This is a genomic window from Citrobacter sp. TBCS-14, from assembly GCF_005280805.1.
GTDB classification, from domain to species: Bacteria; Pseudomonadota; Gammaproteobacteria; order Enterobacterales; family Enterobacteriaceae; genus Citrobacter; species Citrobacter gillenii.
Window position 1 is genome coordinate 132,091 of the sequence record NZ_SZWM01000294.1, and the last position, 26,462, is coordinate 158,552.

Here is a 26,462-nt window from a genome sequence, read left to right on the forward strand (position 1 = left end):
ACTGTCAGTAAATGTAAAAATAAATATTACAAAATGTGACGATGATCGCAAGTGAAATTTACATCATTCTGATTTTATTGCATATTAAATTTTATAACATTTATTTTTTATTATTATAAAAGATGATTACCTGCGAAAAATATATTATTGACAGTTAACCATTCGTCGACTAGCAAAATAGGTTATGCCTGATTATTTTTAGCTGCTTTAACCCGCGACGCATAAAAACCGCACCCGCACGCTTAACCCTCCCAGAGTTTCACTGCGCGACAGTTGTGGGTGCGTGCGGTGCAGGCGAGCAATATCATTGACCAGCGCCAGCCCAATCCCCGCCCCGGGAACATTGTCCACATTATCCAGGCGATGAAACGGTAACAGCGCCTGATGCACCCGATCGTCATCAATACCGGGGCCACTGTCTTCAACCACCAGCACCACGCTTTCTCCCTCACGCAGCAGCCGGGCGGTGACCATCCCCTGTGCAGGTGTGTATTTCAGCGCATTATCCAGCAGATTTCCGCACAGTTCGCCGAGCAAAACATCATCCCCTTCAACCCACACCGCCTCTTGTTCCCCTTCATAGCCGAGATCGATGGCTTTGCTGCGCGCCTGCGCCAGGCGGGTAAAACAGCTGGTTTGCACCACCTCAAACAGATTGACCGGTGAAAAGTGTCTTTCTCCCTGCTCTTTGCGCTTCACGGCAGAAAGCTGTAACAGCCTCTCGGTCAATTGAATGGTGCTGTCGAGCGTAGTGCTCATGGCCTGTAAACTCTCATACCACTGCTGCGGTTGTGGGCTAGCAAGGGCTACCGCAGCCTGCGTTTTTAGCACCGCCAGCGGGGTTTTTAACTGATGAGAAGCATCTGCGCTGAACCGCTCCTGGCGCGATATCAGTGCGCGTAGCCGGTCAATGTAGCGATTGAAGGCCACGATCAGCAAACGAGTTTCCGACCACGGCAGCAGCTCCGGCAGTGGCGTCAGCAGCCCCGGCTCGCGGCGTACCATCAATGATGACAGCTGGCGCATCGGGCGTAATACCCGTCGCAGCAGCCAGCCGACCAGCACCAGCGTCAGCAGTACCAGCAGCCCCTGGGATACCCAGGATGAGAACAGCAGCTGTCGCGCCAGATAGCGTCGTGATTGCAGCGTTTCGGCGACATAAATCTCCGCCATACCGACAATCCCGCCTTCATTCACCGGCTGGAGCAGGCGTGCCACGCGAATAGCCTCCCCGCGATATTCAGTATGATAAAACCACGCCAGCGCCGGGTATAGCCGGGTGCGCGAGGTGGAAGGCGGCATCGCCGGCAAATCGTCATAGCCGGAAATGACCTTCCCCGTCGGATCCACCACCTTGTAGTACAGCCGATCGTTCATGTTCAGCTCAAAGCTGTCCAGTACCACCCACGGTACGTTGACTTCCAGGCGTTTATTGCGCACCACCAGCCGCTCGGATACCGTTCTCGCCGATGAGAGCAGCGTCCGGTCATACGCCTGAGTCGCCGCCTGCAGGGCACTGACATAGCTGTTAAACGCCGACAGCCCCCACAGCAGTAGCAGCGGTAAGCCAAGGAACATCAGCAGTTGCAGATACAGCGACTGCGGCTTAACCCACTTCATCACTGCGCTCCAGCACATAGCCCAGGCCTCGCAGGGTCGCGATACGCACGTCGCTGCCGTTCAGTTTTTTACGCAAACGGTGGATGTAAAGCTCAATACTTTCGGGGCTGACCTCATCGCTCAGGCTGAAGACCTGTTCAAACAACTGCTGGCGCGAGACCGGACGCAACCGTCGGTACATCAGCACCGTCAGCAGCGCCTGTTCGCGCGGCGTCAGCGCCAGCGGTTGTCCCTGCAGCAGAAAATAACCCTCATCATGAAACGCCAGCTCACCGAGTTGCTGTATACCCTGCACTTGCCCCGCGCTACGCCGCAGCAGCGCCCGCAGCCTGGCATCCAGCTCTTCAAGCTCAAACGGTTTTGCCAGGTAATCATCCGCACCGGCGTTAAGCCCTTTTACCCGATCCGCCACCGCACTACGTGCTGTCAGCAGCAAAACAGGAAGTGTTTGCCCGCGCTTACGTAGCCGCTGAACCACCTCAAGACCGTCCAGCCCAGGCATATTGATGTCCAGCACCGCCAGCGCATAGGTTTCACTGTGTAACAGGTGATCGGCCGCCAGACCATCAAACACGCAGTCAACGGCAAAACCGTTTTGCACCAGCGCTTTCTCCAGCCAGTGAGCGAGCTCACGGTTATCTTCCGCTAATAAGAGACGCATATCACATCCTGTAAAGTTTCTGCCGCATTGAAAGGGAATTGAAAGGTTAATGTTTTAACAATCACGCAACCGAACTGCTACACATCGGCTCACATAATCACAAAAATAATCTTCCGTACCCGAAATCCGGTCATCCGGCGTGAGGATAAATAATGAAAAAACAATTACTTCGTACCCTTACTGCAAGCATGTTACTGATGAGTACCTCTGTTCTGGCGGAACAAGCGCCTTCACGCACCGAATGTATCGCCCCGGCAAAACCCGGCGGCGGTTTTGACCTCACCTGTAAGCTGATTCAGGTGAGCATGATGGAAACCGGCGCCATCGAAAAACCGATGCGCGTGACCTATATGCCTGGCGGCGTCGGGGCGGTCGCCTATAACGCCATCGTCGCCCAACGCCCTGCCGAAGCAGGCACCGTGGTGGCCTTCTCCGGCGGGTCGCTGCTGAACCTGTCGCAGGGTAAATTTGGCCGTTACGGCGTCGACGATGTGCGCTGGCTGGCAAGCGTCGGCACCGACTACGGCATGATTGCCGTGCGCAACGATGCCCCATGGAAAACGCTGAAAGACCTGCTGACGGCCATGGAGAAAGATCCCAACAGCGTAGTGATTGGCGCCGGTGCCTCTATTGGCAGTCAGGACTGGATGAAGTCGGCGCTGCTGGCGCAAAAAGCCAACGTCGATCCGCATAAGATGCGTTACGTGGCGTTTGAGGGCGGCGGTGAACCGGTCACGGCGCTGATGGGCAATCACGTGCAGGTGGTCTCCGGCGATCTCAGCGAGATGGTGCCCTACCTCAACGGCGACAAAATCCGCGTCCTGGCGGTGTTCTCCGACCAGCGTTTACCGGGTCAGTTAGCCAATGTGCCCACCGCCAAAGAGCAGGGATATGAACTCGTGTGGCCGATTATCCGCGGCTTCTACGTCGGACCCAAAGTCAGCGACGCCGAGTATCAATGGTGGGTGGACGCCTTTGCCAAACTCCAGCAAACCGATGAATTTAAAAAGCAACGCGATCTTCGCGGTCTGTTTGAATTCAACATGAGTGGGCAACAACTCGACGCCTACGTGAAGAAGCAGGTCACCGATTATCGTGAGCAGGCAAAAGCCTTCGGTCTGGCTAAATAAGCGCAGGGGCAACAATGATGAGCGATCGTATTTTTGCGGGTATCTGGCTGTTGCTCTGTATAGCCGGGCTGTTCGTGGCCTGGCAAATAACCAGCGAATACAGCTATGAGCCGGTCGGCCCGCGTCCCTTTCCGCTGGGCATTATCGGCCTGATGTTGCTGTGCGCCGTGGCGTTACTCCTGCGCCACCCGGACACCATCAGCTGGCCTCGTCGCCACGTACTGCAAAAGCTGCTGACGATGGTGATTATTCTGTTTATGTACGCCTGGGGATTCGAGTGGCTGGGCTTTCCCATTGCCACCGCCATTCTCACCGTGGTGATTGGCCTGCTGTTCGGAGCCACCATCCCGGCGGCGGGTATTTCCGGGTCGGTTCTTGGCATTCTGCTGTGGTATGCCTTCGATCGGCTGCTTGACGTCACCTTACCTCTCGGCGCCTGGCTGAGTTAACGGAGAAACGATGGATACCTGGATATATCTTTCTCAGGGTTTTGCGGTGGCGATGACGCCTGAAAACCTGGTCATTGCGCTGATCGGCTGTTTTGTTGGCACCATTGTCGGGCTGTTGCCGGGGCTAGGCCCCATTAACGGTGTGGCGATCCTGCTGCCGCTGGCTTTTGCGTTGCACCTGCCCGCAGAGTCCGCACTGATCCTGCTGGCGACCGTTTACATCGGCTGCGAATACGGCGGGCGAATCTCGTCGATTTTGCTGAACGTTCCCGGCGATGCCGCCGCTATTATGACCGCCCTCGACGGCTACCCGATGGCGCAGCAAGGACGCGGCGGCGTGGCTCTCTCTATCTCGGCGGTCAGCTCTTTCTTTGGCTCGCTGATCGCCATCGGCGGCATCATTCTGTTTGCTCCGGCACTGGCTCAATGGTCGCTGGCCTTCGGTCCGGCAGAATACTTTGCCTTAATGGTCTTCGCCATTGCTTGCCTCGGCAGCATGATGGCGCAAAACCCGCTGAAATCCTTTCTGGCAGCGCTGATCGGTCTTGGCCTTGCGACCGTCGGCGTAGACGCCAACACCGGGGTATATCGCTTCACCTTTGACAGCGTCCATCTCTCCGACGGCGTGCAGTTTATCGTGGTGGTGATTGGGCTGTTCTCTGTCTCAGAAATCCTGTTAATGCTGGAACATACCAGCAGCGGTCAGGCGCTGGTACGTAAAACCGGCCGCATGATGTTCAACGCCAAAGAAGGTGCGCAATGCGTGGGCGCGACGCTGCGCTCGTCGGTGATAGGCTTTTTTGTCGGCGTGTTGCCTGGCGCCGGGGCGACCATCGCCAGCGCCATCACCTACATGACCGAGAAAAAGCTCAGCGGTAACAGCGACAGCTTCGGTAAAGGGGATATTCGCGGCGTTGCCGCACCGGAAGCGGCGAACAACGCCTCGGCCTGCGGCTCGTTTATTCCGATGCTGACGCTCGGCGTGCCTGGCTCCGGCACTACGGCGGTGATGATGGGCGCGCTGACGCTGTACAACATCACCCCGGGTCCGGCGATGTTTACCGAGCAACCGGACATCGTCTGGGGATTGATTGCGGCACTGCTGATTGCCAACGTGATGCTGCTGGTGATGAACATCCCGCTGATCGGTCTGTTTACCCGCATGTTGACCATCCCGCTGTGGTTTTTGGTGCCGGCCATCGCGGCGGTCTCCGCTGTCGGTGTGTACGCGGTACACAGTACGACGTTCGATCTGGTGCTGATGGTCGGGCTCGGCGTCTTCGGCTACATTTTGCGTAAAATGCACTTTCCGATGTCGCCGTTGATTTTGGGCTTTGTACTGGGCGAAATGCTGGAGCAGAACCTGCGCCGCGCGCTGTCGATCAGCAACGGCAGTATGGATATTCTGTGGGCCAGCGGCGTGGCAAAAGTCCTGCTGGCGATGGCGGTGATGGTTATCGTGATCCCACCGGTGCTGCGCCTGATCCGCAAGCGCAACCGCAAACCGCAGGTGGATATCGGCTAATAATAGGCCGGATGGGGCGCTGACGCGTCTAGTCCGGCCTACAATAGCTACCTCCCGTAGGCCGGATTAGCGCAGCGCCATCCGGCATTTTTATTTTCAGCGTAACCCCTGCGTGCCTTCCAGCATATGCTCGACAAACTGCGTCAGTTTCGGCAAGGGGCGTAAATCCTGACGCCACAGCAGATGAATCGGTCGCGGCTGTGGCGTAAAGCCCTCCAGCACTCGAACCAGTTTGCCGCTGGCAAGCTCGTCCGCCAGCAACACTTCCGGCTGCAACAGCAACCCCGCGCCCGCCACCGCCGCCATGCGCAGACCGTGACCATCGTTACAGCGCAGGATCGCATCGCGTTTCCATCTGACTTCACCTTCCATACCCGGCAACGTCCATTCGTTACGCGCCGTCCACACCGTGTGGGACAAGCACAGATGGTCCACCAGATCTGCAGGCGTCCGGGGCGTACCGTAACGCGCCAGATAGTCCGCTGACGCGCAGATCGCCATACGGTACGGGCACAGATATTTCGCCACCACATCCGTCTGGTGAATATCACCAATGCGGATCGCCAGATCGACCCCCTCGTTCACCAAATCCACCATCCGGTTAGTCAGATCCAGTTCAATACGCACCTCGGGCCAGCGTTGTAAAAAAGCCGCGGCCAGCGGCGAAACGACACAGGCGCCAAAAGACGTGGGCGCGCTGATGCGCAGCGTCCCCGCCGGTGCCAACCGCAGTCGTTCCACAGAGCTTTCGGCTATCGACACCTGTTCCAGCACCCGCCGGGCTTCCTCAACATAGACGCGCCCGGCGTCGGTCAGACTTTGCCGACGGGTGTTGCGCTCCAGTAACCGTGTACCGAGCTGCGCTTCCAGCAGTGCGATATATTTCCCTACCATCACCGCCGACATTTCCAGCCGCGTTGCCGCCCCGGTAAAGCTGCCGCTTTCCACCACGGCGATAAACGTTTCCATGCCGCGAAGCTTATCCATATTACAAACCCCTGGTTAGCAATCATCTAACTTTTAGCCAGTTTATCCGATTTCATTTTCATTAAAGAATAGCGGTTCACACAATTGCGGAGGTGGTTATGAAAATCGTCATTATTGGTGCCAGCGGTACCGTCGGCCGCGCAGTCGCAGAAGAACTGGGTCGCAAACATGAGATTGTTCGCGTGGGCCGCACGCAGGGTGATTACCAGGTCGATATCACCTCACAGCACAGCGTGCAGGCGCTGTTTGAAAAAATCGGTCGGGTAGATGCCATCGTTTCCGCCACCGGTAGCCTGTTCTTTGGCCCCCTGTCGACCATGACCGACGGCGAGTTTAATCAGGGGTTGCAGGATAAGTTGCTAGGCCAGGTGCGGCTGGCATTGACCGGGCAGCATTACCTCAACGAGGGCGGCTCGATTACGCTGATTAGCGGCATTATCGCCCATGAGCCGATTGCGCAAGGGGCCAGCGCGGCAACGGTCAACGCCGGACTGGAAGGGTTTGTACGCGCCGCAGCCTGCGAATTAGGGCACGGCATACGCATTAACCTGATAAGCCCCACCGTGCTGAGTGAATCCGCTGCGGCGTATGACGGTTTCTTCCCCGGCTTTGAAAGCGTCCCCGCCGCCACGGTCGCTAACGCCTATCGCCGCAGCGTCGAAGGCATTCAAACCGGTCGTATTTACAAAGTCGGCTACTGATATTGTGGCTGTCGCGACGCTCCGCCAGCGGCAGCCTGATTAACCCTCTGTTTTAAAAGATCCTTCTCCGTATTTCCTCCCGCTACACGTAATTACCCTCACCTTTTATAATGTTAAATATTTGTTGCTTTTGATCACAAATAATAAACAAACAAGTTCATTCTGTGCGCGTTTTCCAAAAATGTAGATATTTTTAATTTATGGCTACGAAACGAGCAGCGCCATGTCTCCCTGACAATCTACTGAGAGGATCGATTCTGATGAACGCACTGACTGCCGTACAACCGAACGCTGAAGATCCAGCCCAGCACTACCGTGGCTTCACGCTGAAACTGTCAGCCCAGTCACCACGCCTGCTGGAGCTGACGTTTTCTGCCCAAACCGCTGAGCAATTTCTGCAGGCCGTGGCGCAATGGCCAGTGCAGGCGCTGGAATACAAATCCTTCCTGCGCTTCAAAGTGGCAAACATCCTCGACGACTTGTGCGGCAATCAGCTGCAACCGTTGCTGCTAAAAACGCTGCTGGATCGCGCCGAAGGTGCATTGCTGATCAACGCGGAAGGTGTCGATGACGTGGCGCAGGCAGAGGAGATGGTCAAACTGGCAACGGCAGTGGCGCATCTGATCGGCCGCTCCAACTTTGATGCGATGAGCGGTCAGTACTACGCGCGTTTCGTGGTGAAAAACGTCGATAACTCCGACAGCTACCTGCGCCAGCCACACCGCGTGATGGAGCTGCATAACGACGGCACCTACCTCGAAGAGATCACCGACTACGTGCTAATGATGAAAATCGATGAGCAGAACATGACCGGCGGTAACTCGCTGCTGCTGCACCTCGACGACTGGGAACATCTGGAGAACTACTTCACCCATCCGCTGGCCCGCCGCCCAATGCGTTTTGCCGCGCCGCCAAGCAAAAACGTCAGCCAGGACGTGTTTCATCCGGTGTTTGACGTCGACCAGCAGGGTCGCCCGGTAATGCGCTACATCGACCAGTTCGTCCAGCCAAAAGATTATGAAGAGGGTGTCTGGCTAAGCGCGCTCTCCGATGCGCTGGAGACCAGCAAAAGCATCCTGTCCGTTCCGGTTTCGGTCGGTAAATTCCTGCTGATCAACAACCTGTTCTGGCTGCACGGGCGCGATCGCTTTACGTCGCATCCGGACCTGCGCCGCGAACTGATGCGCCAGCGTGGTTACTTTGCCTACGCTACAAACCACTACCAGACGCATCAGTAAGCGCGAAGGAATTAAGCGGATGTATGATTTTGTGATTATTGGCGGCGGCATTATCGGCATGTCGACCGCCATGCAGCTGATTGATGTCTACCCGGACGCCAGAATTGCTCTGCTGGAAAAAGAGTCCGGTCCGGCCTGTCATCAGACGGGCCACAACAGCGGAGTGATCCATGCCGGGGTCTATTACACCCCCGGCAGCCTGAAGGCGAAGTTTTGTCTGGCCGGCAATCTCGCCACCAAAGCCTTTTGCGATCAAAACGGCATCCGCTATGACGTCTGTGGAAAGATGCTGGTCGCCACCTCAACGCTTGAAATGGAGCGTATGCGCGCCCTGTGGGATCGCACCGCCGCCAACGGTCTTGAGCGCGAATGGCTCAATGCCGAAGAACTGCACGAGCGCGAGCCTAACATCACCGGGCTGGGCGGGATTTTTGTGCCATCAAGCGGGATTGTCAGCTACCGCGACGTCACCGCCGCGATGGCGAGAATTTTCCAGGCCAAAGGCGGCGAGATTGTTTACAACGCCGAAGTCAGCGGCCTGAAAGAACACGCTGCGGGCGTTATCGTACACACCCGCCAGGGCCAGGAGTATGAGGGTGCTACGCTGATTAGCTGCTCCGGGTTGATGGCTGATCGACTGGTGAAAATGCTCGGCGTTGAGCCGGGCTTTATCATCTGTCCGTTTCGCGGGGAATACTTCCGTCTGGCGCCGGAACATAACCACATCGTCAACCACCTGATCTACCCGATCCCCGATCCGGCAATGCCGTTTCTTGGCGTACATCTCACCCGCATGATTGACGGCAGCGTCACGGTCGGCCCCAACGCGGTGCTGGCGTTTAAGCGTGAAGGCTATCGTAAACGTGATATTTCGTTGAGTGACACGCTGGAAATCCTCGGCTCTTCCGGCATCCGTCGGGTGCTGCAAAACAATTTACGTTCCGGCTTAAGCGAGATGAAAAACTCGCTGTGCAAAAGCGGCTACCTGCGCCGGGTACAAAAATACTGCCCGAGCCTGACGCTAAAAGACCTGCAGCCCTGGCCTGCGGGCGTGCGGGCACAGGCGGTATCGCCGGATGGCAAACTGATTGACGACTTCCTGTTTGTCACCACGCCGCGTTCGATTCACACCTGCAACGCGCCTTCTCCGGCGGCGACGTCTGCTCTCCCCATCGGGGCGCATATCGTCAGCAAAGTTCATGCGCTACTGGAAAACCAGAGCAATCCCGGACGCACGCTGCGTGCGGCACGTAGCGTGGAGACATTACACGCCGCCTTTACCCGTTAACCCTTTTACGACAGGACGCTATTATGCAACTTAACGATCCCACCTTATTTCGCCAGCAGGCGCTGATTGACGGCCACTGGCGCGACGCCAACGGCGGCGAAACTATCGCGGTGACCAATCCCGCCAACGGTCAGCAATTGGGTAGCGTACCGAAAATGGGCGCGGATGAAACCCGTGAAGCCATTGAGGCAGCTAACCGTGCACTGCCTGCCTGGCGTGCGCTAACCGCCAAAGAGCGGGCGACGATTCTGCGCCGCTGGTTCAACCTGATGATTGAGCACCAGGACGATCTCGCCCGTTTGATGACCCTCGAACAAGGTAAGCCGCTGGCGGAAGCCAAAGGCGAAATTACCTATGCCGCCTCCTTTATTGAATGGTTTGCCGAGGAAGGTAAACGCATTTATGGCGACACCATTCCCGGCCATCAGGCCGATAAACGCCTGATCGTCATTAAGCAGCCCATCGGCGTCACCGCCGCAATTACGCCGTGGAACTTCCCGTCGGCAATGATCACCCGCAAAGCCGGTCCGGCGCTGGCCGCAGGCTGCACCATGGTGCTTAAACCCGCCAGCCAGACGCCGTTCTCCGCGCTGGCGCTGGCAGAACTGGCTAACCGCGCCGGGATCCCGGCAGGCGTCTTCAGCGTGGTCACCGGTTCGGCGGGCGCAGTCGGCAACGAGCTCACCAGCAACCCTCTGGTGCGCAAGCTGTCGTTTACCGGCTCCACTGAAATTGGTCGTCAGCTCATGCAGCAGTGTGCCAAAGACATCAAAAAAGTGTCGCTGGAGCTGGGCGGCAACGCGCCGTTTATCGTTTTTGACGATGCCGATCTCGACAAAGCAGTCGAAGGTGCGCTGGCCTCGAAGTTCCGCAATGCCGGGCAGACCTGCGTTTGCGCCAACCGTCTGTACGTCCAGGATGGCGTGTATGAGCGCTTTGCCGAAAAACTTCAGCAAGCCGTAAGCAAGCTGCACCTCGGTGACGGCCTGCAACCTGACGTCACCACCGGACCGCTGATCGATGAAAAGGCAGTCGCCAAAGTAGAGGAACACATTGCCGACGCACTGGATAAAGGCGCCCGGATTATCAGCGGCGGTAAGGCTCACGCGCTGGGCGGTAATTTCTTCCAGCCAACCATCCTGGTCGACGTGCCCAACCATGCCAAAGTTGCCAAAGAAGAGACGTTCGGCCCGCTGGCACCGCTGTTCCGCTTTAAAGACGAAGCTGACGTCATCGCGCAGGCCAACGATACCGAGTTCGGCCTGGCCGCCTATTTCTACGCCCGTGATTTGAGCCGCGTCTTCCGCGTCGGTGAAGCGCTGGAGTACGGCATTGTCGGCATTAACACCGGCATTATCTCCAACGAAGTCGCTCCCTTTGGTGGCATCAAAGCCTCCGGTCTTGGCCGTGAAGGATCGAAATACGGCATCGAAGACTATTTAGAAATCAAATACATGTGTATCGGACTTTAATAAAACAATACTGGAGAACACCTGATGAGCACCAATAAAGAACTCATGCAACGTCGTAGCAACGCAGTTCCACGTGGCGTAGGACAGATCCACCCGATTTTTGCCGAACGCGCAGAAAACTGCCGGGTCTGGGACGTTGAAGGGCGTGAATTCCTTGATTTTGCTGGCGGCATCGCGGTGCTGAACACCGGCCACCTGCACCCACAGATTGTCTCTGCGGTAGAAGCGCAGTTGAAAAAGCTGTCGCATACCTGCTTCCAGGTACTGGCCTACGAGCCGTACCTCGGACTGTGTGAAATCATGAACCAAAAGGTGCCGGGCGATTTCGCCAAGAAAACCCTGCTGGTAACCACCGGCTCCGAAGCGGTGGAGAACGCGGTAAAAATTGCCCGCGCCGCCACCAAACGCAGCGGTACCATTGCCTTTAGCGGCGCTTACCATGGCCGAACCCACTACACCCTGTCGCTGACCGGAAAGGTAAACCCTTACTCAGCCGGTATGGGGCTGATGCCGGGCCATGTTTATCGCGCCCTGTATCCTTGTGCGCTGCATGACATCAGCGAAGACGATGCCATCGCCAGTATCCACCGCATCTTCAAAAACGATGCCGCACCGGAAGACATTGCCGCCATCGTCATTGAACCTATCCAGGGCGAAGGCGGTTTCTATGCCGCCTCCCCTGCCTTTATGCAGCGCCTGCGCGCCATTTGTGACGAGCATGGGATCATGCTGATTGCCGATGAAGTCCAGAGCGGCGCGGGCCGTACCGGCACACTGTTCGCGATGGAACAAATGGGCGTCGCACCGGATATCACCACGTTCGCCAAATCAATTGCCGGCGGCTTCCCGCTGGCGGGCGTAACCGGACGCGCCGAGGTGATGGACGCGATCCCACCGGGCGGTCTGGGCGGCACCTATGCCGGGAACCCGATTGCCTGTGCCGCCGCGCTGGCGGTGCTGAACATCTTCGAGCAGGAAAATCTGCTGCAAAAAGCCAATGACCTCGGCAACACCCTGCGCAACGGCCTGCTGGCGATTGCCGAAACCCACCGTGAGATTGGTGACGTACGTGGCCTGGGGGCGATGATTGCGATTGAACTGTTTGAAGACGGCGATCGCCATAAGCCTAATGCGAAATTGACCGCCGAAATTGTCGCCCGCGCCCGTGATAAAGGGCTGATCCTGCTCTCCTGCGGACCGTACTACAACGTGCTGCGCATCCTCGTTCCACTGACCATTGAAGACGGGCAAATCCGCCAGGGGCTGGACATTATCGCCGAATGTTTTGCCGAGGCGAAGCAAGGCTAAACCCCGTATCTGAGCGGGGATTGTAGGCCGGATAAAGCGCATGCGCCGCCTCCGGCAATATTGTGATGCCCGGTGGCGCTCCGCTTACCGGGCCTACGGGTAAGGTGCAGGAAGCGACGTCAATAACAATAACGAGGTTAAAAGATGGGGCAAGTGTCACAATCACATGATTTAGGGGGCGGGCTGAAATCACGCCACGTCACCATGTTGTCTATTGCCGGGGTTATCGGCGCCAGCCTGTTTGTCGGTTCAAGCGTAGCGATTGCAGAAGCCGGTCCCGCGGTGCTACTGGCCTATCTGTTCGCCGGGTTACTGGTGGTGATGATTATGCGCATGCTGGCCGAAATGGCCGTCGCCACGCCGGATACCGGATCGTTTTCCACCTATGCCGATAAGGCCATCGGCCCGTGGGCTGGGTATACCATTGGCTGGCTGTACTGGTGGTTCTGGGTGCTGGTTATTCCGCTGGAAGCCAACATTGCCGCCATCATTCTACATTCCTGGATCCCGGGCGTGCCCATCTGGTTATTTTCCCTGGTTATCACGCTGGCGTTAACCGGCAGTAATTTGCTAAGCGTCAAAAATTACGGCGAGTTTGAGTTCTGGCTGGCACTGTGCAAAGTGATTGCCATCCTGGCATTTATTGCCCTCGGAGCGGCGGCGATTAGTGGGTTTTATCCCTACGCCGAGGTCAGCGGAGTATCAAGGCTATGGGATCAGGGCGGTTTTATGCCCAACGGTTTTGGCGCAGTGCTGAGCGCGATGCTGATCACCATGTTCTCTTTTATGGGCGCAGAAATTGTCACCATTGCTGCCGCCGAGTCCGACACGCCGGATAAACACATCGTGCGCGCCACGAACTCAGTCATCTGGCGTATCTCCATTTTCTATCTGTGTTCCATTTTTGTGGTCGTCGCGCTGATCCCCTGGAATATGCCGGGGCTGAAAGAGGTGGGCTCTTACCGCTCGGTGCTGGAGTTACTGCATATCCCGCACGCTAAGCTGATCATGGACTGTGTCATTTTGCTGTCAGTCACCAGCTGTCTGAACTCAGCGCTGTATACCTCCTCCCGTATGCTGTATTCCCTGAGCCGTCGCGGTGATGCCCCGGCCTTTATGGGTAAACTCAACCGCAGCAAAACGCCTTATGTCGCCGTGCTACTCTCCACCGGGGCGGCGTTTCTCACCGTGATCGTGAATTATTACGCACCGGCAAAAGTGTTTAAATTTCTCATCGACAGCTCTGGTGCCATCGCGCTGCTGGTCTATCTGGTCATTGCTGTTTCCCAACTGCGGATGCGCAAAATCCTGCTGGCGGAAGGTGCAGATATCAAGATGAAAATGTGGCTCTATCCGTGGCTGACGTGGCTGGTGATCGGTTTTATTGGCTTTGTACTGGTGGCGATGCTGTTTCGTCCGGCACAACAGCTGGAAGTCATCTCAACCGGGCTGCTCGCCATCGCGATCATTTGCACCGTGCCGATTATGGCGCGCTGGAAAAAACTGCTATCGTGGCAAAAAGCACCGTTGCACAGTACGCGCTAAACCTGTTCCCGGCGCAGGCCGGGACACCTTTTCAGGAGTAAGACCATGACCGCCATTTCCCAACCGACGGCCATTGATGGATACCGCTGGCTCAAGAACGACATTATCCGCGGGGTGTTTCAGCCCGATGAAAAATTGCGAATGAGTCTGCTGACGTCACGCTATGAACTCGGCGTAGGACCGTTGCGCGAGGCGCTTTCGCAGCTGGTGGCGGAGCGACTGGTCACGGTGGTCAATCAGAAAGGGTATCGTGTGGCGTCAATGTCTGAGCAGGAGCTGCTGGATATTTTTGACGCCCGCGCCAATATGGAAGCCATGCTGGTCAGTCTGGCTATCGAACGCGGCGACGACGCCTGGGAAGCGGAAATTCTGGCGCGCGCGCATATGCTCAGCAAACTGGAAGCCGTTGATGCCAGCGAAGAGATGCTGGATGAATGGGATCAGCGCCATCAGGCGTTTCATACGGCGATTGTTGCCGGCTGTGGGTCGCAGTATCTGCTGCAAATGCGTGAACGGCTGTTCTCTCTGGCGGCGCGCTACCGGTTTATCTGGCTGCGTAAAACGGTGCTGTCGGTGGAAATGCTGGAAGATAAACACGATCAGCATCAGACGCTGACCGACGCAATTCTGGCGCGCGATGCCGTACGCGCCAGCGAATTAATGCGCCAGCACCTGCTGACGCCGATTCCGATTATTCAGCAGGCGATGTCCGGCAAACAGCTGGCAGAAAAAGTTTAATCACGGGTCTGTACCCAGAAAGCGTGGATCAGACCTGGGATATAGCCCAGCAGCGTCAGCACAATATTGAGGATAAACGCCCAGCCAAAACCTTTGCCCAGCAGCACGCCAAGCGGAGGTAAAATGATCGTTAAAACTATTCTCCAGAACCCCATACATACTCCCTACAAGCAAAAAATTAATCATTGTTTAGAAAGAGATTTTATCTCTAAGAATAATCAGTGTAGCTAACTCCACCCGTCTCGCCCTGCTGTTTTACCCTCCTTTACGCTCTTGACGCTGGCGTAAGCTGTCTCTTTATTTTAGACTATGCTTAATTTAGCAACTACTTAAATAAATATGACTGAACTCGAACAACTCCAGGCCAGCGCTGAACAGGCCGCCAGCTTGCTAAAAGCAATGAGCAACCCGAAGCGGTTGCTCATTTTGTGCATGCTTTGCGGGTCGCCGGGCACCAGCGCGGGTGAGCTCGCACGGATCACCGGACTCAGCCCCTCTGCCACCTCCCAGCATCTGGCGCGCATGCGCGAAGAAGGATTAATAGACCGCCAACGTGATGCTCAGCGCATTCTCTACTTCATCAAAAATGCGGCGGTGAATTCCCTCATCGCCACATTAAAAACACTGTATTGCCCGTAAGGAGCCAACATGACCATTGGGACGATTTCCCCGCGCGAGGCGCAGACGCTGTTAGCGCAAGGAGCCAAACTGATTGATATTCGTGATGCCGATGAGTATCTGCGCGAACATATTCCGCAGGCGTATCTGGCACCGTTGTCCGCGCTCGACCAGGGGTTATTGCCGGATAACTTACGCGCCGATCGCATTATTTTTCACTGCCAGTCGGGTAAGCGCACACAAAATGCGGCCACAAAACTGAGTGCAATTGCTGCACCAGCCCAGTGCTGGCTGCTTGAGGGGGGAATCGACGCCTGGAAGGCAGCAGGTTTGCCGGTCGTAGAAGATAAATCACAGCCGTTACCGCTGATGCGCCAGGTGCAGATTGCCGCAGGCAGTCTTATCTTACTCGGCGTGGTTCTCGGTTACGCCGTTGGCAGCGCCTTCTTTCTGCTCAGCGGCTTTGTCGGCGCGGGGCTTATCCTGGCAGGCGTTACCGGCTTCTGCGGCATGGCGCGGCTGCTGGATAAAATGCCCTGGAATCGGCGTACTCATTAAGCGGTAATCAGTGAAACAGCGCTGTACCCGCCGATGGCCCTGATCTATGGTGGGTTTTGCCATCAAGAACGGAGGACAGTATGTTTAAACCCGGCGATCTGGTTCAACCGAGTATGGGCGGACCAAAATTGAAAGTTGTTGAAGTAAATGACGAGCAGATTGTGACCGTGCAGGCCAGTAATGAAAGCGGTGAAAAATTCACCCTGAAAGCAGCAGATGTCACCCGATATAGCGAAGACGGCGATTTTGGCGTTTGCTGAAAATAAGCGGTGAGACACTCTCACCGCCTTGCTAATTAGATCAAAAAATCATCGAGTGATTTACCAGCAGCCAGCGCCTGCGCAATAGGTTTTGGCGTGCGGCCTTGTCCAGTCCAGGTTTTCACTTCACCATTGAGATCGGTAAAACGATATTTTGCCGGGCGCGGCTGACGTTTTTTAACTGCTCGCGACGTCACCGTCGTCATGCTTAGCAACTCTTCTGGCTCAATCCCATCTGCTTTCATCAGCGCCAGCAGCGTATTAATTTTTTCCTGCTGTTCTGCACGCTGGCGCTGTAACTGTTCTTCCTCGTCACGTCGTTCTTTGGTGACCACCCTGAATTTTTCCAGCATATCTTCCAGTACATCGACCGGAAATTCACGAGCCATTGCACGCAGCGAGCGGATATTATTTAAGTTTTTTAACATTGAACTCATATTAATAAAACCTCTTTAACGCATTAAGCAAAAATGGTATTACAGCAAAAATTATATTCGATTGATTATTCTATTTCCAGCCCCTGTCGATCTCGAGCTATTAATCAAAACGTTACCTTAATATTTATCACCCCATCGCAGGGACATCCTGCAATGCAATTTTGTAATGACCCGATAATAAAAATAAATATGTCGGCGTAATATTCAAAAACATCTAGAAAAGTTCGTAAAAAAACCAGAAAAACAAATCAATATAACATAATGATTTGAAAGACATTTAATCAACATGACAACGAAAATGCCAAAACGAACAAAAAACAGACCATTACAGAGCATTTTATCGACAAAAAGACAATAAATAAAAATTTTAAGCTAGTTGATAGTTATTATGCAGGCAGATATCCTATTGAAACGCGAAAGCAGCAAAACAAATCACTAGCAACAAGGTATACGATACCTTTTTACCTCTTCTTACAAGGAGCATTAACATGTTCTCTCCGCAGTCACGCTTGCGTCATGCTGTAGCAGACACGTTCGCGATGGTTGTTTACTGTTCTGTCGTGAACATGTTGATTGAAGTATTCCTTTCCGGAATGACCTTTGAGCAGTCGCTCTCTTCCCGACTGGTGGCGATTCCTGTCAACATTCTGATCGCCTGGCCTTACGGTATGTACCGCGATCTGTTTATGCGTGCGGCGCGTAAAGCCACACCGGCGGGATGGGCAAAAAATCTGGCGGATGTGCTGGCATACGTGACCTTCCAGTCACCGGTGTATGTGGTCATTCTGCTCACAGTTGGCGCAGACTGGCACCAGATCACGGCGGCCGTCAGTTCCAACATCGTGGTTTCAATGTTGATGGGTGCGGTGTACGGCTACTTCCTTGATTATTGCCGCCGCCTGTTTAAAGTCAGCAGCTATCATCAGGCGAAAGCCTAAACGTCTCTTCGCGACTGGCCCCGCCAGTCGCGTCTTTAGTTTGTACTCACGTCACCAAACAACCCATTTAAATAACGTTCCAGCGCAATACGCGAGCTGAAGCCGTGTGGAATACCATAATGTTCATGGGTTTCTCCGGCTAAATAAAGCGGGAATTGCTGATAGTGATCGCAGGTTTTAATATCCGTTGACGGATCCGCTAACGAAGAACTTCGTTCTTTTAACGTGGGGTGGATCACTAATGCTGTGCGTCCCATACGCGCTTCACGATTAACATACACATAGTTCTCGCCACGTCGATAACCGTACGCTTTCTGCGTCACTACATCCACGGTAAAGCCTACTTTCTCAAGTACGCGCGCCACCTCATCGGGTCTTAAATACATATATTTTTCCTCGTTATCTTTTACCGCGGGCTTACCTTACCTGATTCAGCATTAGCAACGCTTTCAGAAAAGTCCATAAACGCATGAAGAGAGTGAAGCGGCTATCTTAAGCATGGCGCTGGATCAGGTTATTGCCAGCCGAAGTTGACGGGCGGCCTGCCGGGCCATTTCCACCGACGGGATATTGGTAAATGACAGTAATATACCGCCCTCTCCCGTTGAAGTTATTCGCCATTGGCTTAACGCCTGAACCGCCAGACCAGCCTGATTCGCTTTGCGCACCAACGCCGTATCTTCGCCGCTCACCGATATCACCAGTTGAATTCCGCCTTGCTGAGGTACAACGGTAAAGCCGTATTCCGTCAGCGCACTTTCCATCCACTGACGCCGCTGGGAATAGTGTTGGCGCATTTTTTTCAGGTGCCGCCAGAAATGGCCATCACGAATAAAATCCGCCAGCGTTTGCTGCCATAACAGCGGCACGTTACAAGCCGTCAGCGCCGCCTGGCGGCGAAAGCGCGCGACCTCCGTCACCGGCACCACCAACCAGGCTGTACGTAAAGCCGGAAATAATGATTTGCTGAAGGTACCGGCATAAATCACCCGCTGCGGCGCATCCAGGCTTTTTAGCGGCGGCAACGGTTTTCCGTGGTAGCGAAACTCGCTGTCGTAGTCATCTTCAATGATCCATGCCCGCGCATGGGCGGCCCACTCCAGCAATTGGTGTCGACGGTCAAGCGAGAGAGCAACGCCCAACGGACTTTGATGGGCTGGCGTGAGGAGGGCAAAACGCGCCTGAGGGTAGTTGCGGATCCCGGCGCTCACATCCAGACCCTCGCCATCGACCGGGACGGGCAGCAGTTCAACCTGTTCCTGCGTTATAACGGGGCGGATCAACGGAAAACCGGGATCTTCTACCCACATTCCTGCGCCGGGATTTGCCAGCGCCCGCAGGATTAAGGTCATGGAGGCCGCATAGCCCGAAGTAATAAAAATCTGCTCTGGCAGGCACTCAATACTGCGGGATACGCGCAGATAATCAACGATCGCCTGGCGTAGCAACAGTTCGCCGCTGACATCACCCAAGGCGAGATCGGAACGTGTCTGCGTGCGTAAACGCCGCCCCATCACCCGCGCCCAGACTTCGCGGGGAAAGAGATCGAGCGCCGGTAATCCCATCTGAAAAAGTTGCGGTGTAGGGTTTTCTCCGGCAAAGACCGTTGGTGCGACGGGCGAAGTGTCCAGTCGCAGTTGCTGACTGACAAACGTTCCGGCCTGCCCGCGTCGTTCCAGCCAGCCTTGCGCCACCAGATCTGCGTAGGCGTTTTCCACCGTCGAGCGTGAAACGCCCAGTTCCTGGGACCAGGTGCGGCTGGACGGCAAGCGTGTGCCAGGCTTAAGTTCCCCTTTCTCAATAGCGGTTTTTAACTGACGGGCGATTTGCTGGTAGCGTGGCATTTATGGTCTGCTTTTTTGATAACAATATGGCTCTCTTTAGCAGACCATTATAGTGATACATTGCGGGTCATCCAAACGAGGAGAAATACCATGACGATGTTACGCCAGCCCTATTATGAACTTAGCCCTGAAATCTATAACGCTCTGGTTCAGGCCAGCAAAGCGCTGGAAAACTGCGCGTTGGAGCCTACACTGACGGAGTTGATTTACCTGCGGGTCTCGCAAATCAACGGCTGCGCGTTTTGTCTGGAAATGCACAGTAAAGCCCTGCGTAAGTCTGGCGTAGAGCAGGCCAAACTGGATGCGCTGGCAGGATGGCGCGTCAGCCACCATTTCAGTGATCAGGAACGCGCAGCGCTGGCATGGGCCGAATCCGTTACCCACATCGCCTCGACGCACGCAGAAGACGACGTTTATATGCCGCTGCTGAACCATTTTAGCGCCAAAGAAATAAGCGATCTGACGTTCGCCATTAGCCTGATGAACTGCTTTAACCGTCTGGCAGTAGGCATGCGCATGTAATTCTGTGGTGCCGGATGGCGGCGGAAACACCTTATCCGGCAACCCGTAATGCTACATACCCCGCCCTCCGCCACACTCATCTCCCGGCCCCTTACCACTCTAAAATCCCATATCTTGTATGGTTGAATCTTTTATAAACTACATCTAGTATTGATTACATCACGACACACACAACCCGACGCCATTATAGCGCCGCTTTTACACCCATAAATGGAAATACGAATCATGCGTATTATTATTTACACTCGCAATAACTGTATTCAGTGCCACGCCACGAAACGGGCGATGGAAGGTCGTGGGCTTGACATCGAGATGATCAATGTCGATCTGGCACCCGAGCTGGCAGAAACCCTGCGCGAGCAGGGGTTTCGCCAATTACCGGTGGTGGTAGCAGGGGAAACCCGCTGGTCAGGATTTCGCCCGGACATGATCAATCGTCTGCGTCCGCAGCCCCATGTGGCCAACACATGAGCACCCTCGTCTACTTCTCCAGCAGCTCTGAAAATACCCATCGTTTTATACAGCGTCTGGGGCTGCCCGCCGTGCGAATTCCTCTTAACGAACGCGAGCGGATCCAGGTAGACGAACCTTACATTTTAGTCGTGCCGTCTTACGGCGGCGGCGGTACGGCAGGCGCGGTCCCGCAACAGGTGATCCGCTTTTTAAACGATCCCCATAATCGGGCGTTAATTCGCGGCGTCATCGCCGCCGGCAATCGCAATTTCGGCGACGCCTACGGCCGCGCGGGTGACGTAATTTCACAAAAATGCGCCGTGCCGTGGCTCTATCGCTTTGAGCTGATGGGGACGCCAGGCGACATCGACAACGTGCGAAAAGGAGTGAGCGAATTTTGGCAACAACAACCGCAGAACGCGTAGTTCAGCCCACGCTGGATTATCACGCACTTAACGCCATGCTGAATCTGTACGATAACGCCGGGCGTATTCAGTTTGAGAAAGACCATCAGGCGGTGGACGCGTTTATGACAAATCACGTGCAGCCCAACTCGGTGGTGTTTGCCAGCCAGGACGCGCGTCTGGATACGCTGGTAAGCGAAGGTTATTACGACGAAAGCGTTTTAACCCGTTACGATCGCGCTTTCGTGGTGAAGCTGTTTGCCCACGCTCACGCCAGCGGGTTTCGCTTCCAGACCTTTCTCGGCGCATGGAAGTATTACACCAGCTATACGCTGAAAACCTTTGACGGTAAACGCTACCTCGAGGATTTTGCCGATCGCGTGACGATGGTGGCGCTGACGCTGGCACAGGGTGATGAGACGCTTGCCCTGCGACTCACCGACGATATGCTCGCCGGGCGTTTTCAGCCCGCCACGCCAACCTTCCTTAATTGCGGCAAAGCCCAGCGCGGCGAGCTGGTCTCCTGCTTCCTGTTACGTATTGAAGACAATATGGAGTCCATTGGTCGGGCGGTAAATTCGGCGCTGCAGCTTTCCAAACGCGGTGGCGGCGTGGCGTTTCTACTCTCCAGCCTGCGCGAAGCCGGAGCACCGATTAAGCGTATTGAAAACCAGTCTTCCGGGGTGATCCCGGTGATGAAAATGCTGGAAGATGCGTTTTCGTATGCCAACCAACTGGGCGCGCGACAGGGCGCGGGTGCGGTGTATTTGCACGCGCACCACCCGGATATTCTGCGCTTTCTCGATACCAAGCGCGAAAACGCCGATGAAAAAATTCGCATTAAAACGCTGTCACTTGGCGTGGTGATCCCGGATGTTACCTTCCGTCTGGCAAAAGAGAATGCGCAGATGGCGCTGTTCTCCCCCTATGACGTGGAGCATATTTACGGGAAACCGTTTAGCGACATCGCCGTCAGCGAACGCTATGACGAGTTACTCGCCGACGCACGCGTGCGCAAGCGGTACATTAACGCCCGTGACTTCTTCCAGCGGTTGGCGGAAATCCAGTTTGAGTCCGGCTACCCCTACATCCTGTTTGAAGACACGGTGAACCGCGCCAACCCGATTGCCGGTCGCATTAACATGAGCAACCTGTGCGCGGAAATTTTGCAGGTCAACAGCGCCTCAACCTACGATGAAAACCTCGACTATGCGCAGATTGGACGCGATATCTCCTGCAATCTCGGCTCGCTGAACATCGCCCACACCATGGATTCGCCGGACTTTGGCCGCACCGTTGAAACAGCGGTTCGCGGCTTAACCGCCGTCTCCGACATGAGCCACATCCGCAGCGTTCCGTCGATTGAAGCCGGGAACAGCGCTTCGCACGCGATTGGGCTGGGGCAGATGAACCTGCATGGCTATCTGGCGCGCGAAGGTATTGCCTATGGTTCAGCGGAGGGGCTGGATTTCACCAATCTCTATTTCTACACCGTCACCTGGCATGCCCTGCATACCTCCATGTTGCTGGCCAAAGAGCGTGGCCAGACCTTTGCCGGATTCAACCAGTCGCGCTACGCCAGCGGCGAGTATTTCGATCGCTATTTAAGCGGCGACTGGCAACCAAAAACCGAGAAAGTCCGCGCGCTGTTTGCCAATCGCGGCGTGACGCTGCCGACGCGTGAAATGTGGTCACAGCTGCGTGAGAATGTAATGCGCTACGGTATTTATAACCAGAATTTACAGGCGGTGCCGCCAACCGGCTCCATCTCCTACATCAACCATGCCACCTCAAGTATTCATCCGATTGTGTCTAAGGTGGAGATTCGCAAAGAGGGTAAAACCGGGCGTGTGTATTACCCTGCCCCGTTTATGACCAACGAAAATCTGGCGCTGTATCAGGATGCCTACGAGATTGGCCCACAAAAAATCATCGATACCTACGCCGAGGCAACCAAACACGTCGATCAGGGGCTGTCGCTGACGCTGTTTTTCCCGGACACCGCCACCACCCGCGATATCAACAAAGCGCAAATCTACGCGTGGAAAAAAGGCATCAAAACGCTGTACTACATCCGACTGCGCCAGCTGGCGCTGGAAGGTACTGAAATTGAAGGCTGCGTGTCATGCGCGCTGTAAGGAGAGCAGGATGAAGCTAAACCGCGTGAGCGCCATCAACTGGAACAAAATTGAGGATGACAAAGATCTGGAGGTGTGGAACCGGCTGACCAGTAATTTCTGGTTGCCAGAAAAAGTCCCGCTGTCGAATGATATTCCCGCCTGGCAAACGCTGAGCGTCGCCGAGCAGCAGCTCACCATTCGCGTCTTTACCGGGCTGACGCTGCTCGACACCATTCAGAATATTGCCGGCGCGCCCGCGCTGATGGCGGATGCATTAACCCCACATGAAGAAGCGGTGTTGTCAAATATCAGCTTTATGGAAGCGGTGCACGCTCGTTCCTACAGCTCTATTTTCTCCACCCTTTGCCAGACCAAAGATGTGGATGCGGCCTACGCCTGGAGTGAGGAAAATGCCGCGCTGCAACGCAAAGCGCAGATTATTTTGCAGCATTACGCCAGCGATAATCCACTGAAGAAGAAAATTGCCAGCGTATTTCTGGAATCGTTCCTGTTCTATTCCGGCTTCTGGCTGCCGATGTATTTCTCCAGCCGCGGTAAGCTGACCAATACCGCCGATCTCATCCGTCTGATTATTCGTGATGAAGCCGTTCACGGTTATTACATTGGTTATAAATATCAAAAGGGGCTGGAGCATATTTCACTGTCTGCTCGTGAGGAACTGAAGAATTTTGCCCTCGATCTGCTGATGGATTTGTACGATAACGAAGTTCACTACACGGAAGTGTTGTATGCCGAAACCGCCTGGGCCGACGAGGTGAAAGCGTTCCTGTGTTACAACGCCAATAAAGCCTTGATGAACCTGGGTTATGAGGCCCTGTTCCCGGTGGAAATGGCGGATGTCAATCCGGCAATCCTCGCCGCGCTGTCGCCCAACGCCGATGAAAACCATGATTTTTTCTCCGGTTCAGGCTCGTCATACGTGATGGGGAAAGCCGTCGAAACTGAAGACGACGACTGGAATTTCTAGATCTCATTTTCGCGGAAAATACCCTACACTTTTCGCGTTAATATTTTAACGGGATCACATTTTTATCACACAAATATCATTGTGTGATCTACACTCAATATTAGCCGCATTATTCGCCTGAGTTTCAACAATTCAGGCGACTTTTTACTGCCATTTACAAAAAATATCAAAGAAGTTTCATCCACGCTCAGCCCTTATATCACGGGAAATCTCGCCATCTGGCCTTTGGCAATATTCATGCCACAACCAAATTCAGGGTTGTCTCAGATTCTCAGTATGTTAGGGTAGAAAAAGATAACTATTTTCACCAGGTACTATATCGATATAAACAAATAACAGGAATAATTCTATTGCATGGCAATTAAATTAGAAGTTAAAAATCTCTATAAGATATTTGGCGAGCATCCCCAGAGAGCGTTCAAATATATTGAAAAAGGATTTTCAAAAGAGCAGATTCTGGAAAAAACAGGGCTATCGCTTGGCGTTAAAGACGCCAGTCTGGCCATTGAAGAAGGCGAGATATTTGTCATCATGGGATTATCCGGTTCGGGTAAATCCACAATGGTACGCCTTCTCAATCGCCTGATTGAACCCACCCGCGGGCAGGTACTGATTGACGGCGTGGATATCGCCAAGATATCTGATGCCGAGCTTCGCGAGGTGCGCAGAAAAAAGATTGCGATGGTATTCCAGTCCTTTGCCCTAATGCCGCACATGACGGTACTCGACAATACGGCCTTCGGTATGGAGTTAGCCGGTATTGCTGCGGATGAACGTCGTGAAAAAGCGCTGGATGCGCTCCGCCAGGTCGGGCTTGAGAATTACGCTCACGGATACCCGGATGAACTCTCCGGTGGTATGCGCCAGCGTGTCGGTCTCGCCCGCGCATTAGCCATTAACCCTGACATCTTATTAATGGATGAAGCCTTCTCTGCGCTCGATCCTTTAATTCGTACCGAGATGCAGGATGAGTTGGTAAAACTGCAGGCAAAGCATCAGCGAACCGTGGTCTTTATTTCCCACGATCTCGACGAAGCCATGCGCATTGGTGATCGCATCGCTATTATGCAAAATGGTGAAGTGGTGCAGGTCGGTACCCCGGATGAAATCCTGAATAACCCGGCCAATGATTATGTGCGCACCTTCTTCCGTGGTGTTGATATTAGCCAGGTATTCAGCGCGAAAGATATTTCCCGTCGTAGCCCTGAAGGCTTAATTCGCAAAACACCAGGGATTGGCCCACGTTCGGCACTGCAATTATTGCAGGATAAAGATCGTGAATTTGGTTACGTGATTGAACGCGGAAACAAGTTTGTTGGCGTGGTCTCCATCGACTCATTAAAAACCGCCTTACGTCAGGCGCAGGGTATTGAAGCCGCACTGATCGACGAACCGTTAGCCGTAGAGGCGAAAACGCCGCTGAGCGAGCTGCTTTCTCATGTCGGGCAAGCACCGTGCGCGGTACCGGTTGTCGATGAGGAACATCAGTATGTGGGCATTATTTCCAAACGCATGCTGCTACAGGCTTTAGATCGCGAGGGGGCAAACAATGACTGATCAAACAAATCCGTGGGACACGACACCAGCAGCCGATAGCGCTGCACAATCCGCTGATGCCTGGGGCACCGCGTCAAGCGCGCCTGCCGACGGCGGTAGCGCAGACTGGCTGACCAGCGCGCCCGCGCCAGCACCTGAGCATTTCAATATTATGGATCCGTTCCATAAAACGCTGATCCCGCTCGATAGCTGGGTCACCGAAGGGATCGACTGGGTGGTGACCCATTTTCGTCCCGTCTTCCAGGGTATTCGTGTCCCGGTAGATTACATTCTCAACGGCTTCCAGCAACTGCTGCTGGGGATGCCTGCGCCGGTGGCGATTATTCTTTTCGCTTTAATCGCCTGGCAGATTTCCGGCATCGGGATGGGCGTTGCCACGCTGATTTCACTGGTCGCGATTGGCGCGATTGGCGCCTGGTCACAGGCGATGATTACCCTGGCGCTGGTGCTGACCGCGCTGCTGTTCTGTGTGCTAATCGGTTTACCGATGGGGATCTGGCTGGCGCGCAGTCCGCGTGCGGCAAAGATCGTTCGTCCCCTGCTCGATGCCATGCAAACCACGCCTGCGTTCGTCTATCTGGTGCCGATTGTGATGTTATTCGGCATTGGTAACGTGCCGGGCGTCGTGGTGACGATTATCTTCGCCCTGCCACCGATTGTGCGTCTGACCATTCTGGGTATTAACCAGGTGCCAGCCGATCTGATTGAAGCTTCTCGCTCCTTTGGTGCCAGCCCGCGTCAGATGCTGTTTAAAGTCCAGCTGCCGCTGGCGATGCCCACCATTATGGCGGGGGTTAACCAGACGCTAATGCTGGCGCTTTCCATGGTCGTCATCGCCTCGATGATCGCCGTCGGTGGATTGGGTCAGATGGTACTGCGCGGTATCGGGCGTCTCGATATGGGGCTGGCTACCGTTGGCGGGGTTGGGATTGTGATCCTCGCCATCATTCTGGACCGCCTGACGCAGGCCGTCGGTCGCGACTCGCGCAGCCGGGGTAACCGTCGCTGGTACACCACCGGCCCTGTTGGGCTTATCACCCGCCCATTCACTAAGTAATTCACCTGTTGCCCGGTGGTATTGCGCTTACCGGGCCTGCACGT

Annotated in this window: 28 protein-coding genes; 21 read left to right on the forward strand and 7 right to left on the reverse strand. The window is 54.8% G+C overall.

What is annotated here, in order from left to right; genetic code table 11:
• Positions 1-207 precede the first annotated feature (207 nt).
• Both FDX22_RS14060 and tctD read right to left on the reverse strand, forming a co-directional pair.
• Complete coding sequence (locus tag FDX22_RS14060) at positions 208-1,620, reverse strand: sensor histidine kinase (protein WP_146717368.1); 1,413 nt, start codon at positions 1,618-1,620, stop codon at positions 208-210.
• The gene (gene tctD / locus FDX22_RS14065) at positions 1,607-2,281 is read right to left on the reverse strand and encodes a transcriptional regulator TctD (RefSeq protein WP_115257666.1); all 675 of its coding nucleotides are present in this window, start codon (positions 2,279-2,281) and stop codon (positions 1,607-1,609) included. Before tctD ends, FDX22_RS14060 begins: the two co-directional genes overlap by 14 nt.
• 152 nt (positions 2,282-2,433) lie before the next feature.
• On the opposite strand from tctD, the gene FDX22_RS14070 reads away from it, so the two are divergent.
• The 3 genes from FDX22_RS14070 to FDX22_RS14080 are packed head-to-tail and all read left to right on the forward strand — an operon-like array spanning position 2,434 to position 5,385.
• A complete protein-coding gene (locus FDX22_RS14070; RefSeq protein WP_146717369.1) occupies positions 2,434-3,411 on the forward strand; it encodes a tripartite tricarboxylate transporter substrate binding protein in 978 nt (325 codons plus the stop codon).
• A 14-nt stretch (positions 3,412-3,425) separates the two neighbouring features.
• Positions 3,426-3,860 (forward strand): tripartite tricarboxylate transporter TctB family protein, encoded by a 435-nt coding sequence (locus tag FDX22_RS14075; RefSeq protein ID WP_096756025.1) that lies wholly within the window; start codon positions 3,426-3,428, stop codon positions 3,858-3,860.
• A 10-nt stretch (positions 3,861-3,870) separates the two neighbouring features.
• On the forward strand, positions 3,871-5,385 hold the full coding sequence (locus FDX22_RS14080) for a tripartite tricarboxylate transporter permease (protein ID WP_096756024.1): 1,515 nt from the start codon (positions 3,871-3,873) through the stop codon (positions 5,383-5,385).
• 96 nt (positions 5,386-5,481) lie between these two features.
• Here the strand turns inward: FDX22_RS14080 and FDX22_RS14085 are convergent, their stop codons facing one another.
• Positions 5,482-6,372, reverse strand: a complete 891-nt coding sequence (locus FDX22_RS14085; RefSeq protein ID WP_146717370.1) for a LysR family transcriptional regulator — start codon at positions 6,370-6,372, stop codon at positions 5,482-5,484.
• A gap of 98 nt (positions 6,373-6,470) precedes the next feature.
• Here FDX22_RS14085 and FDX22_RS14090 point away from each other — a divergent pair, with 98 nt between their 5' ends.
• From FDX22_RS14090 to csiR, 7 genes are all read left to right on the forward strand, one after another.
• Complete coding sequence (locus FDX22_RS14090; protein ID WP_146717371.1) at positions 6,471-7,073, forward strand: short chain dehydrogenase; 603 nt, start codon at positions 6,471-6,473, stop codon at positions 7,071-7,073.
• A 260-nt stretch (positions 7,074-7,333) separates the two neighbouring features.
• Positions 7,334-8,311: a glutarate dioxygenase GlaH gene (gene glaH / locus FDX22_RS14095; RefSeq protein ID WP_146717372.1), complete on the forward strand. Its 978-nt coding sequence runs from the start codon at positions 7,334-7,336 to the stop codon at positions 8,309-8,311.
• Between the two features lie 19 nt (positions 8,312-8,330).
• The gene (gene lhgO, locus FDX22_RS14100; protein WP_096756020.1) at positions 8,331-9,599 is read left to right on the forward strand and encodes an L-2-hydroxyglutarate oxidase; all 1,269 of its coding nucleotides are present in this window, start codon (positions 8,331-8,333) and stop codon (positions 9,597-9,599) included.
• A 23-nt stretch (positions 9,600-9,622) separates the two neighbouring features.
• A complete protein-coding gene (gabD, locus tag FDX22_RS14105; RefSeq protein ID WP_096756019.1) occupies positions 9,623-11,071 on the forward strand; it encodes an NADP-dependent succinate-semialdehyde dehydrogenase in 1,449 nt (482 codons plus the stop codon).
• A gap of 24 nt (positions 11,072-11,095) precedes the next feature.
• Positions 11,096-12,379, forward strand: coding sequence for a 4-aminobutyrate--2-oxoglutarate transaminase (gabT, locus tag FDX22_RS14110; RefSeq protein ID WP_146717373.1), 1,284 nt, complete (start codon positions 11,096-11,098; stop codon positions 12,377-12,379).
• Positions 12,380-12,523: 144 nt separating this feature from the next.
• Positions 12,524-13,924 (forward strand): GABA permease, encoded by a 1,401-nt coding sequence (gene gabP, locus FDX22_RS14115; protein ID WP_096756017.1) that lies wholly within the window; start codon positions 12,524-12,526, stop codon positions 13,922-13,924.
• A gap of 45 nt (positions 13,925-13,969) precedes the next feature.
• Positions 13,970-14,662 (forward strand): DNA-binding transcriptional regulator CsiR, encoded by a 693-nt coding sequence (gene csiR, locus FDX22_RS14120; protein WP_135911541.1) that lies wholly within the window; start codon positions 13,970-13,972, stop codon positions 14,660-14,662.
• Here csiR and FDX22_RS14125 read toward each other — a convergent pair.
• Entirely contained in the window at positions 14,659-14,817 is a 159-nt protein-coding gene (locus tag FDX22_RS14125) for a YqaE/Pmp3 family membrane protein (RefSeq protein ID WP_015585265.1), read from the reverse strand. The genes csiR and FDX22_RS14125 overlap by 4 nt on opposite strands.
• A 184-nt stretch (positions 14,818-15,001) precedes the next feature.
• On the opposite strand from FDX22_RS14125, the gene FDX22_RS14130 reads away from it, so the two are divergent.
• The 3 genes from FDX22_RS14130 (at position 15,002) to FDX22_RS14140 (ending at position 16,098) form a co-directional block, all read left to right on the forward strand.
• Positions 15,002-15,301 (forward strand): helix-turn-helix transcriptional regulator, encoded by a 300-nt coding sequence (locus tag FDX22_RS14130; RefSeq protein ID WP_096756015.1) that lies wholly within the window; start codon positions 15,002-15,004, stop codon positions 15,299-15,301.
• Positions 15,302-15,310: 9 nt separating this feature from the next.
• Complete coding sequence (locus FDX22_RS14135) at positions 15,311-15,838, forward strand: rhodanese family protein (protein WP_146717374.1); 528 nt, start codon at positions 15,311-15,313, stop codon at positions 15,836-15,838.
• An 80-nt stretch (positions 15,839-15,918) separates the two neighbouring features.
• Positions 15,919-16,098: a hypothetical protein gene (locus FDX22_RS14140; protein ID WP_146717375.1), complete on the forward strand. Its 180-nt coding sequence runs from the start codon at positions 15,919-15,921 to the stop codon at positions 16,096-16,098.
• A 35-nt stretch (positions 16,099-16,133) separates the two neighbouring features.
• Here FDX22_RS14140 and stpA read toward each other — a convergent pair whose 3' ends face one another.
• The gene (stpA, locus tag FDX22_RS14145) at positions 16,134-16,535 is read right to left on the reverse strand and encodes a DNA-binding protein StpA (RefSeq protein ID WP_115257656.1); all 402 of its coding nucleotides are present in this window, start codon (positions 16,533-16,535) and stop codon (positions 16,134-16,136) included.
• A 488-nt stretch (positions 16,536-17,023) separates the two neighbouring features.
• Here stpA and alaE point away from each other — a divergent pair, with 488 nt between their 5' ends.
• Complete coding sequence (alaE, locus tag FDX22_RS14150; RefSeq protein WP_096756011.1) at positions 17,024-17,473, forward strand: L-alanine exporter AlaE; 450 nt, start codon at positions 17,024-17,026, stop codon at positions 17,471-17,473.
• A 35-nt stretch (positions 17,474-17,508) separates the two neighbouring features.
• On the opposite strand, the gene FDX22_RS14155 is transcribed toward alaE, so the two are convergent.
• Together FDX22_RS14155 and FDX22_RS14160 are read right to left on the reverse strand one after the other, a co-directional pair.
• Positions 17,509-17,859, reverse strand: a complete 351-nt coding sequence (locus tag FDX22_RS14155) for a DUF2002 family protein (RefSeq protein ID WP_096756010.1) — start codon at positions 17,857-17,859, stop codon at positions 17,509-17,511.
• A gap of 123 nt (positions 17,860-17,982) precedes the next feature.
• Positions 17,983-19,317 (reverse strand): PLP-dependent aminotransferase family protein, encoded by a 1,335-nt coding sequence (locus FDX22_RS14160; RefSeq protein WP_146717376.1) that lies wholly within the window; start codon positions 19,315-19,317, stop codon positions 17,983-17,985.
• 90 nt (positions 19,318-19,407) lie between these two features.
• Between FDX22_RS14160 and FDX22_RS14165 the strand changes: the two genes are divergently transcribed.
• The 7 genes from FDX22_RS14165 (at position 19,408) to proW (ending at position 26,418) form a co-directional block, all read left to right on the forward strand.
• The gene (locus FDX22_RS14165) at positions 19,408-19,839 is read left to right on the forward strand and encodes a carboxymuconolactone decarboxylase family protein (protein ID WP_096756008.1); all 432 of its coding nucleotides are present in this window, start codon (positions 19,408-19,410) and stop codon (positions 19,837-19,839) included.
• Positions 19,840-20,064: 225 nt separating this feature from the next.
• A complete protein-coding gene (nrdH, locus tag FDX22_RS14170) occupies positions 20,065-20,310 on the forward strand; it encodes a glutaredoxin-like protein NrdH (RefSeq protein WP_135911538.1) in 246 nt (81 codons plus the stop codon).
• Positions 20,307-20,717 (forward strand): class Ib ribonucleoside-diphosphate reductase assembly flavoprotein NrdI, encoded by a 411-nt coding sequence (gene nrdI / locus FDX22_RS14175; protein WP_146717377.1) that lies wholly within the window; start codon positions 20,307-20,309, stop codon positions 20,715-20,717. Before nrdH ends, nrdI begins: the two co-directional genes overlap by 4 nt.
• A complete protein-coding gene (gene nrdE / locus FDX22_RS14180; RefSeq protein WP_146717378.1) occupies positions 20,690-22,834 on the forward strand; it encodes a class 1b ribonucleoside-diphosphate reductase subunit alpha in 2,145 nt (714 codons plus the stop codon). Before nrdI ends, nrdE begins: the two co-directional genes overlap by 28 nt.
• A 10-nt stretch (positions 22,835-22,844) precedes the next feature.
• The gene (nrdF, locus tag FDX22_RS14185) at positions 22,845-23,804 is read left to right on the forward strand and encodes a class 1b ribonucleoside-diphosphate reductase subunit beta (RefSeq protein ID WP_135911535.1); all 960 of its coding nucleotides are present in this window, start codon (positions 22,845-22,847) and stop codon (positions 23,802-23,804) included.
• A 354-nt stretch (positions 23,805-24,158) separates the two neighbouring features.
• Positions 24,159-25,361, forward strand: a complete 1,203-nt coding sequence (gene proV / locus FDX22_RS14190) for a glycine betaine/L-proline ABC transporter ATP-binding protein ProV (protein WP_146717379.1) — start codon at positions 24,159-24,161, stop codon at positions 25,359-25,361.
• Positions 25,354-26,418: a glycine betaine/L-proline ABC transporter permease ProW gene (proW, locus tag FDX22_RS14195; protein WP_146717380.1), complete on the forward strand. Its 1,065-nt coding sequence runs from the start codon at positions 25,354-25,356 to the stop codon at positions 26,416-26,418. Before proV ends, proW begins: the two co-directional genes overlap by 8 nt.
• Positions 26,419-26,462 lie beyond the last annotated feature (44 nt).

Bases quoted from the DNA above. Each gene is read 5' to 3' on its own strand.
- FDX22_RS14060 (WP_146717368.1), bottom strand. From the start codon at position 1,620: ATGAAGTGGGTTAAGCCGCAGTCGCTGTATCTGCAACTGCTGATGTTC.
- tctD (WP_115257666.1), bottom strand. From the start codon at position 2,281: ATGCGTCTCTTATTAGCGGAAGATAACCGTGAGCTCGCTCACTGGCTG.
- FDX22_RS14070 (WP_146717369.1), top strand. From the start codon at position 2,434: ATGAAAAAACAATTACTTCGTACCCTTACTGCAAGCATGTTACTGATG.
- FDX22_RS14075 (WP_096756025.1), top strand. From the start codon at position 3,426: ATGATGAGCGATCGTATTTTTGCGGGTATCTGGCTGTTGCTCTGTATA.
- FDX22_RS14080 (WP_096756024.1), top strand. From the start codon at position 3,871: ATGGATACCTGGATATATCTTTCTCAGGGTTTTGCGGTGGCGATGACG.
- FDX22_RS14085 (WP_146717370.1), bottom strand. From the start codon at position 6,372: ATGGATAAGCTTCGCGGCATGGAAACGTTTATCGCCGTGGTGGAAAGC.
- FDX22_RS14090 (WP_146717371.1), top strand. From the start codon at position 6,471: ATGAAAATCGTCATTATTGGTGCCAGCGGTACCGTCGGCCGCGCAGTC.
- glaH (WP_146717372.1), top strand. From the start codon at position 7,334: ATGAACGCACTGACTGCCGTACAACCGAACGCTGAAGATCCAGCCCAG.
- lhgO (WP_096756020.1), top strand. From the start codon at position 8,331: ATGTATGATTTTGTGATTATTGGCGGCGGCATTATCGGCATGTCGACC.
- gabD (WP_096756019.1), top strand. From the start codon at position 9,623: ATGCAACTTAACGATCCCACCTTATTTCGCCAGCAGGCGCTGATTGAC.
- gabT (WP_146717373.1), top strand. From the start codon at position 11,096: ATGAGCACCAATAAAGAACTCATGCAACGTCGTAGCAACGCAGTTCCA.
- gabP (WP_096756017.1), top strand. From the start codon at position 12,524: ATGGGGCAAGTGTCACAATCACATGATTTAGGGGGCGGGCTGAAATCA.
- csiR (WP_135911541.1), top strand. From the start codon at position 13,970: ATGACCGCCATTTCCCAACCGACGGCCATTGATGGATACCGCTGGCTC.
- FDX22_RS14125 (WP_015585265.1), bottom strand. From the start codon at position 14,817: ATGGGGTTCTGGAGAATAGTTTTAACGATCATTTTACCTCCGCTTGGC.
- FDX22_RS14130 (WP_096756015.1), top strand. From the start codon at position 15,002: ATGACTGAACTCGAACAACTCCAGGCCAGCGCTGAACAGGCCGCCAGC.
- FDX22_RS14135 (WP_146717374.1), top strand. From the start codon at position 15,311: ATGACCATTGGGACGATTTCCCCGCGCGAGGCGCAGACGCTGTTAGCG.
- FDX22_RS14140 (WP_146717375.1), top strand. From the start codon at position 15,919: ATGTTTAAACCCGGCGATCTGGTTCAACCGAGTATGGGCGGACCAAAA.
- stpA (WP_115257656.1), bottom strand. From the start codon at position 16,535: ATGAGTTCAATGTTAAAAAACTTAAATAATATCCGCTCGCTGCGTGCA.
- alaE (WP_096756011.1), top strand. From the start codon at position 17,024: ATGTTCTCTCCGCAGTCACGCTTGCGTCATGCTGTAGCAGACACGTTC.
- FDX22_RS14155 (WP_096756010.1), bottom strand. From the start codon at position 17,859: ATGTATTTAAGACCCGATGAGGTGGCGCGCGTACTTGAGAAAGTAGGC.
- FDX22_RS14160 (WP_146717376.1), bottom strand. From the start codon at position 19,317: ATGCCACGCTACCAGCAAATCGCCCGTCAGTTAAAAACCGCTATTGAG.
- FDX22_RS14165 (WP_096756008.1), top strand. From the start codon at position 19,408: ATGACGATGTTACGCCAGCCCTATTATGAACTTAGCCCTGAAATCTAT.
- nrdH (WP_135911538.1), top strand. From the start codon at position 20,065: ATGCGTATTATTATTTACACTCGCAATAACTGTATTCAGTGCCACGCC.
- nrdI (WP_146717377.1), top strand. From the start codon at position 20,307: ATGAGCACCCTCGTCTACTTCTCCAGCAGCTCTGAAAATACCCATCGT.
- nrdF (WP_135911535.1), top strand. From the start codon at position 22,845: ATGAAGCTAAACCGCGTGAGCGCCATCAACTGGAACAAAATTGAGGAT.
- proV (WP_146717379.1), top strand. From the start codon at position 24,159: ATGGCAATTAAATTAGAAGTTAAAAATCTCTATAAGATATTTGGCGAG.
- proW (WP_146717380.1), top strand. From the start codon at position 25,354: ATGACTGATCAAACAAATCCGTGGGACACGACACCAGCAGCCGATAGC.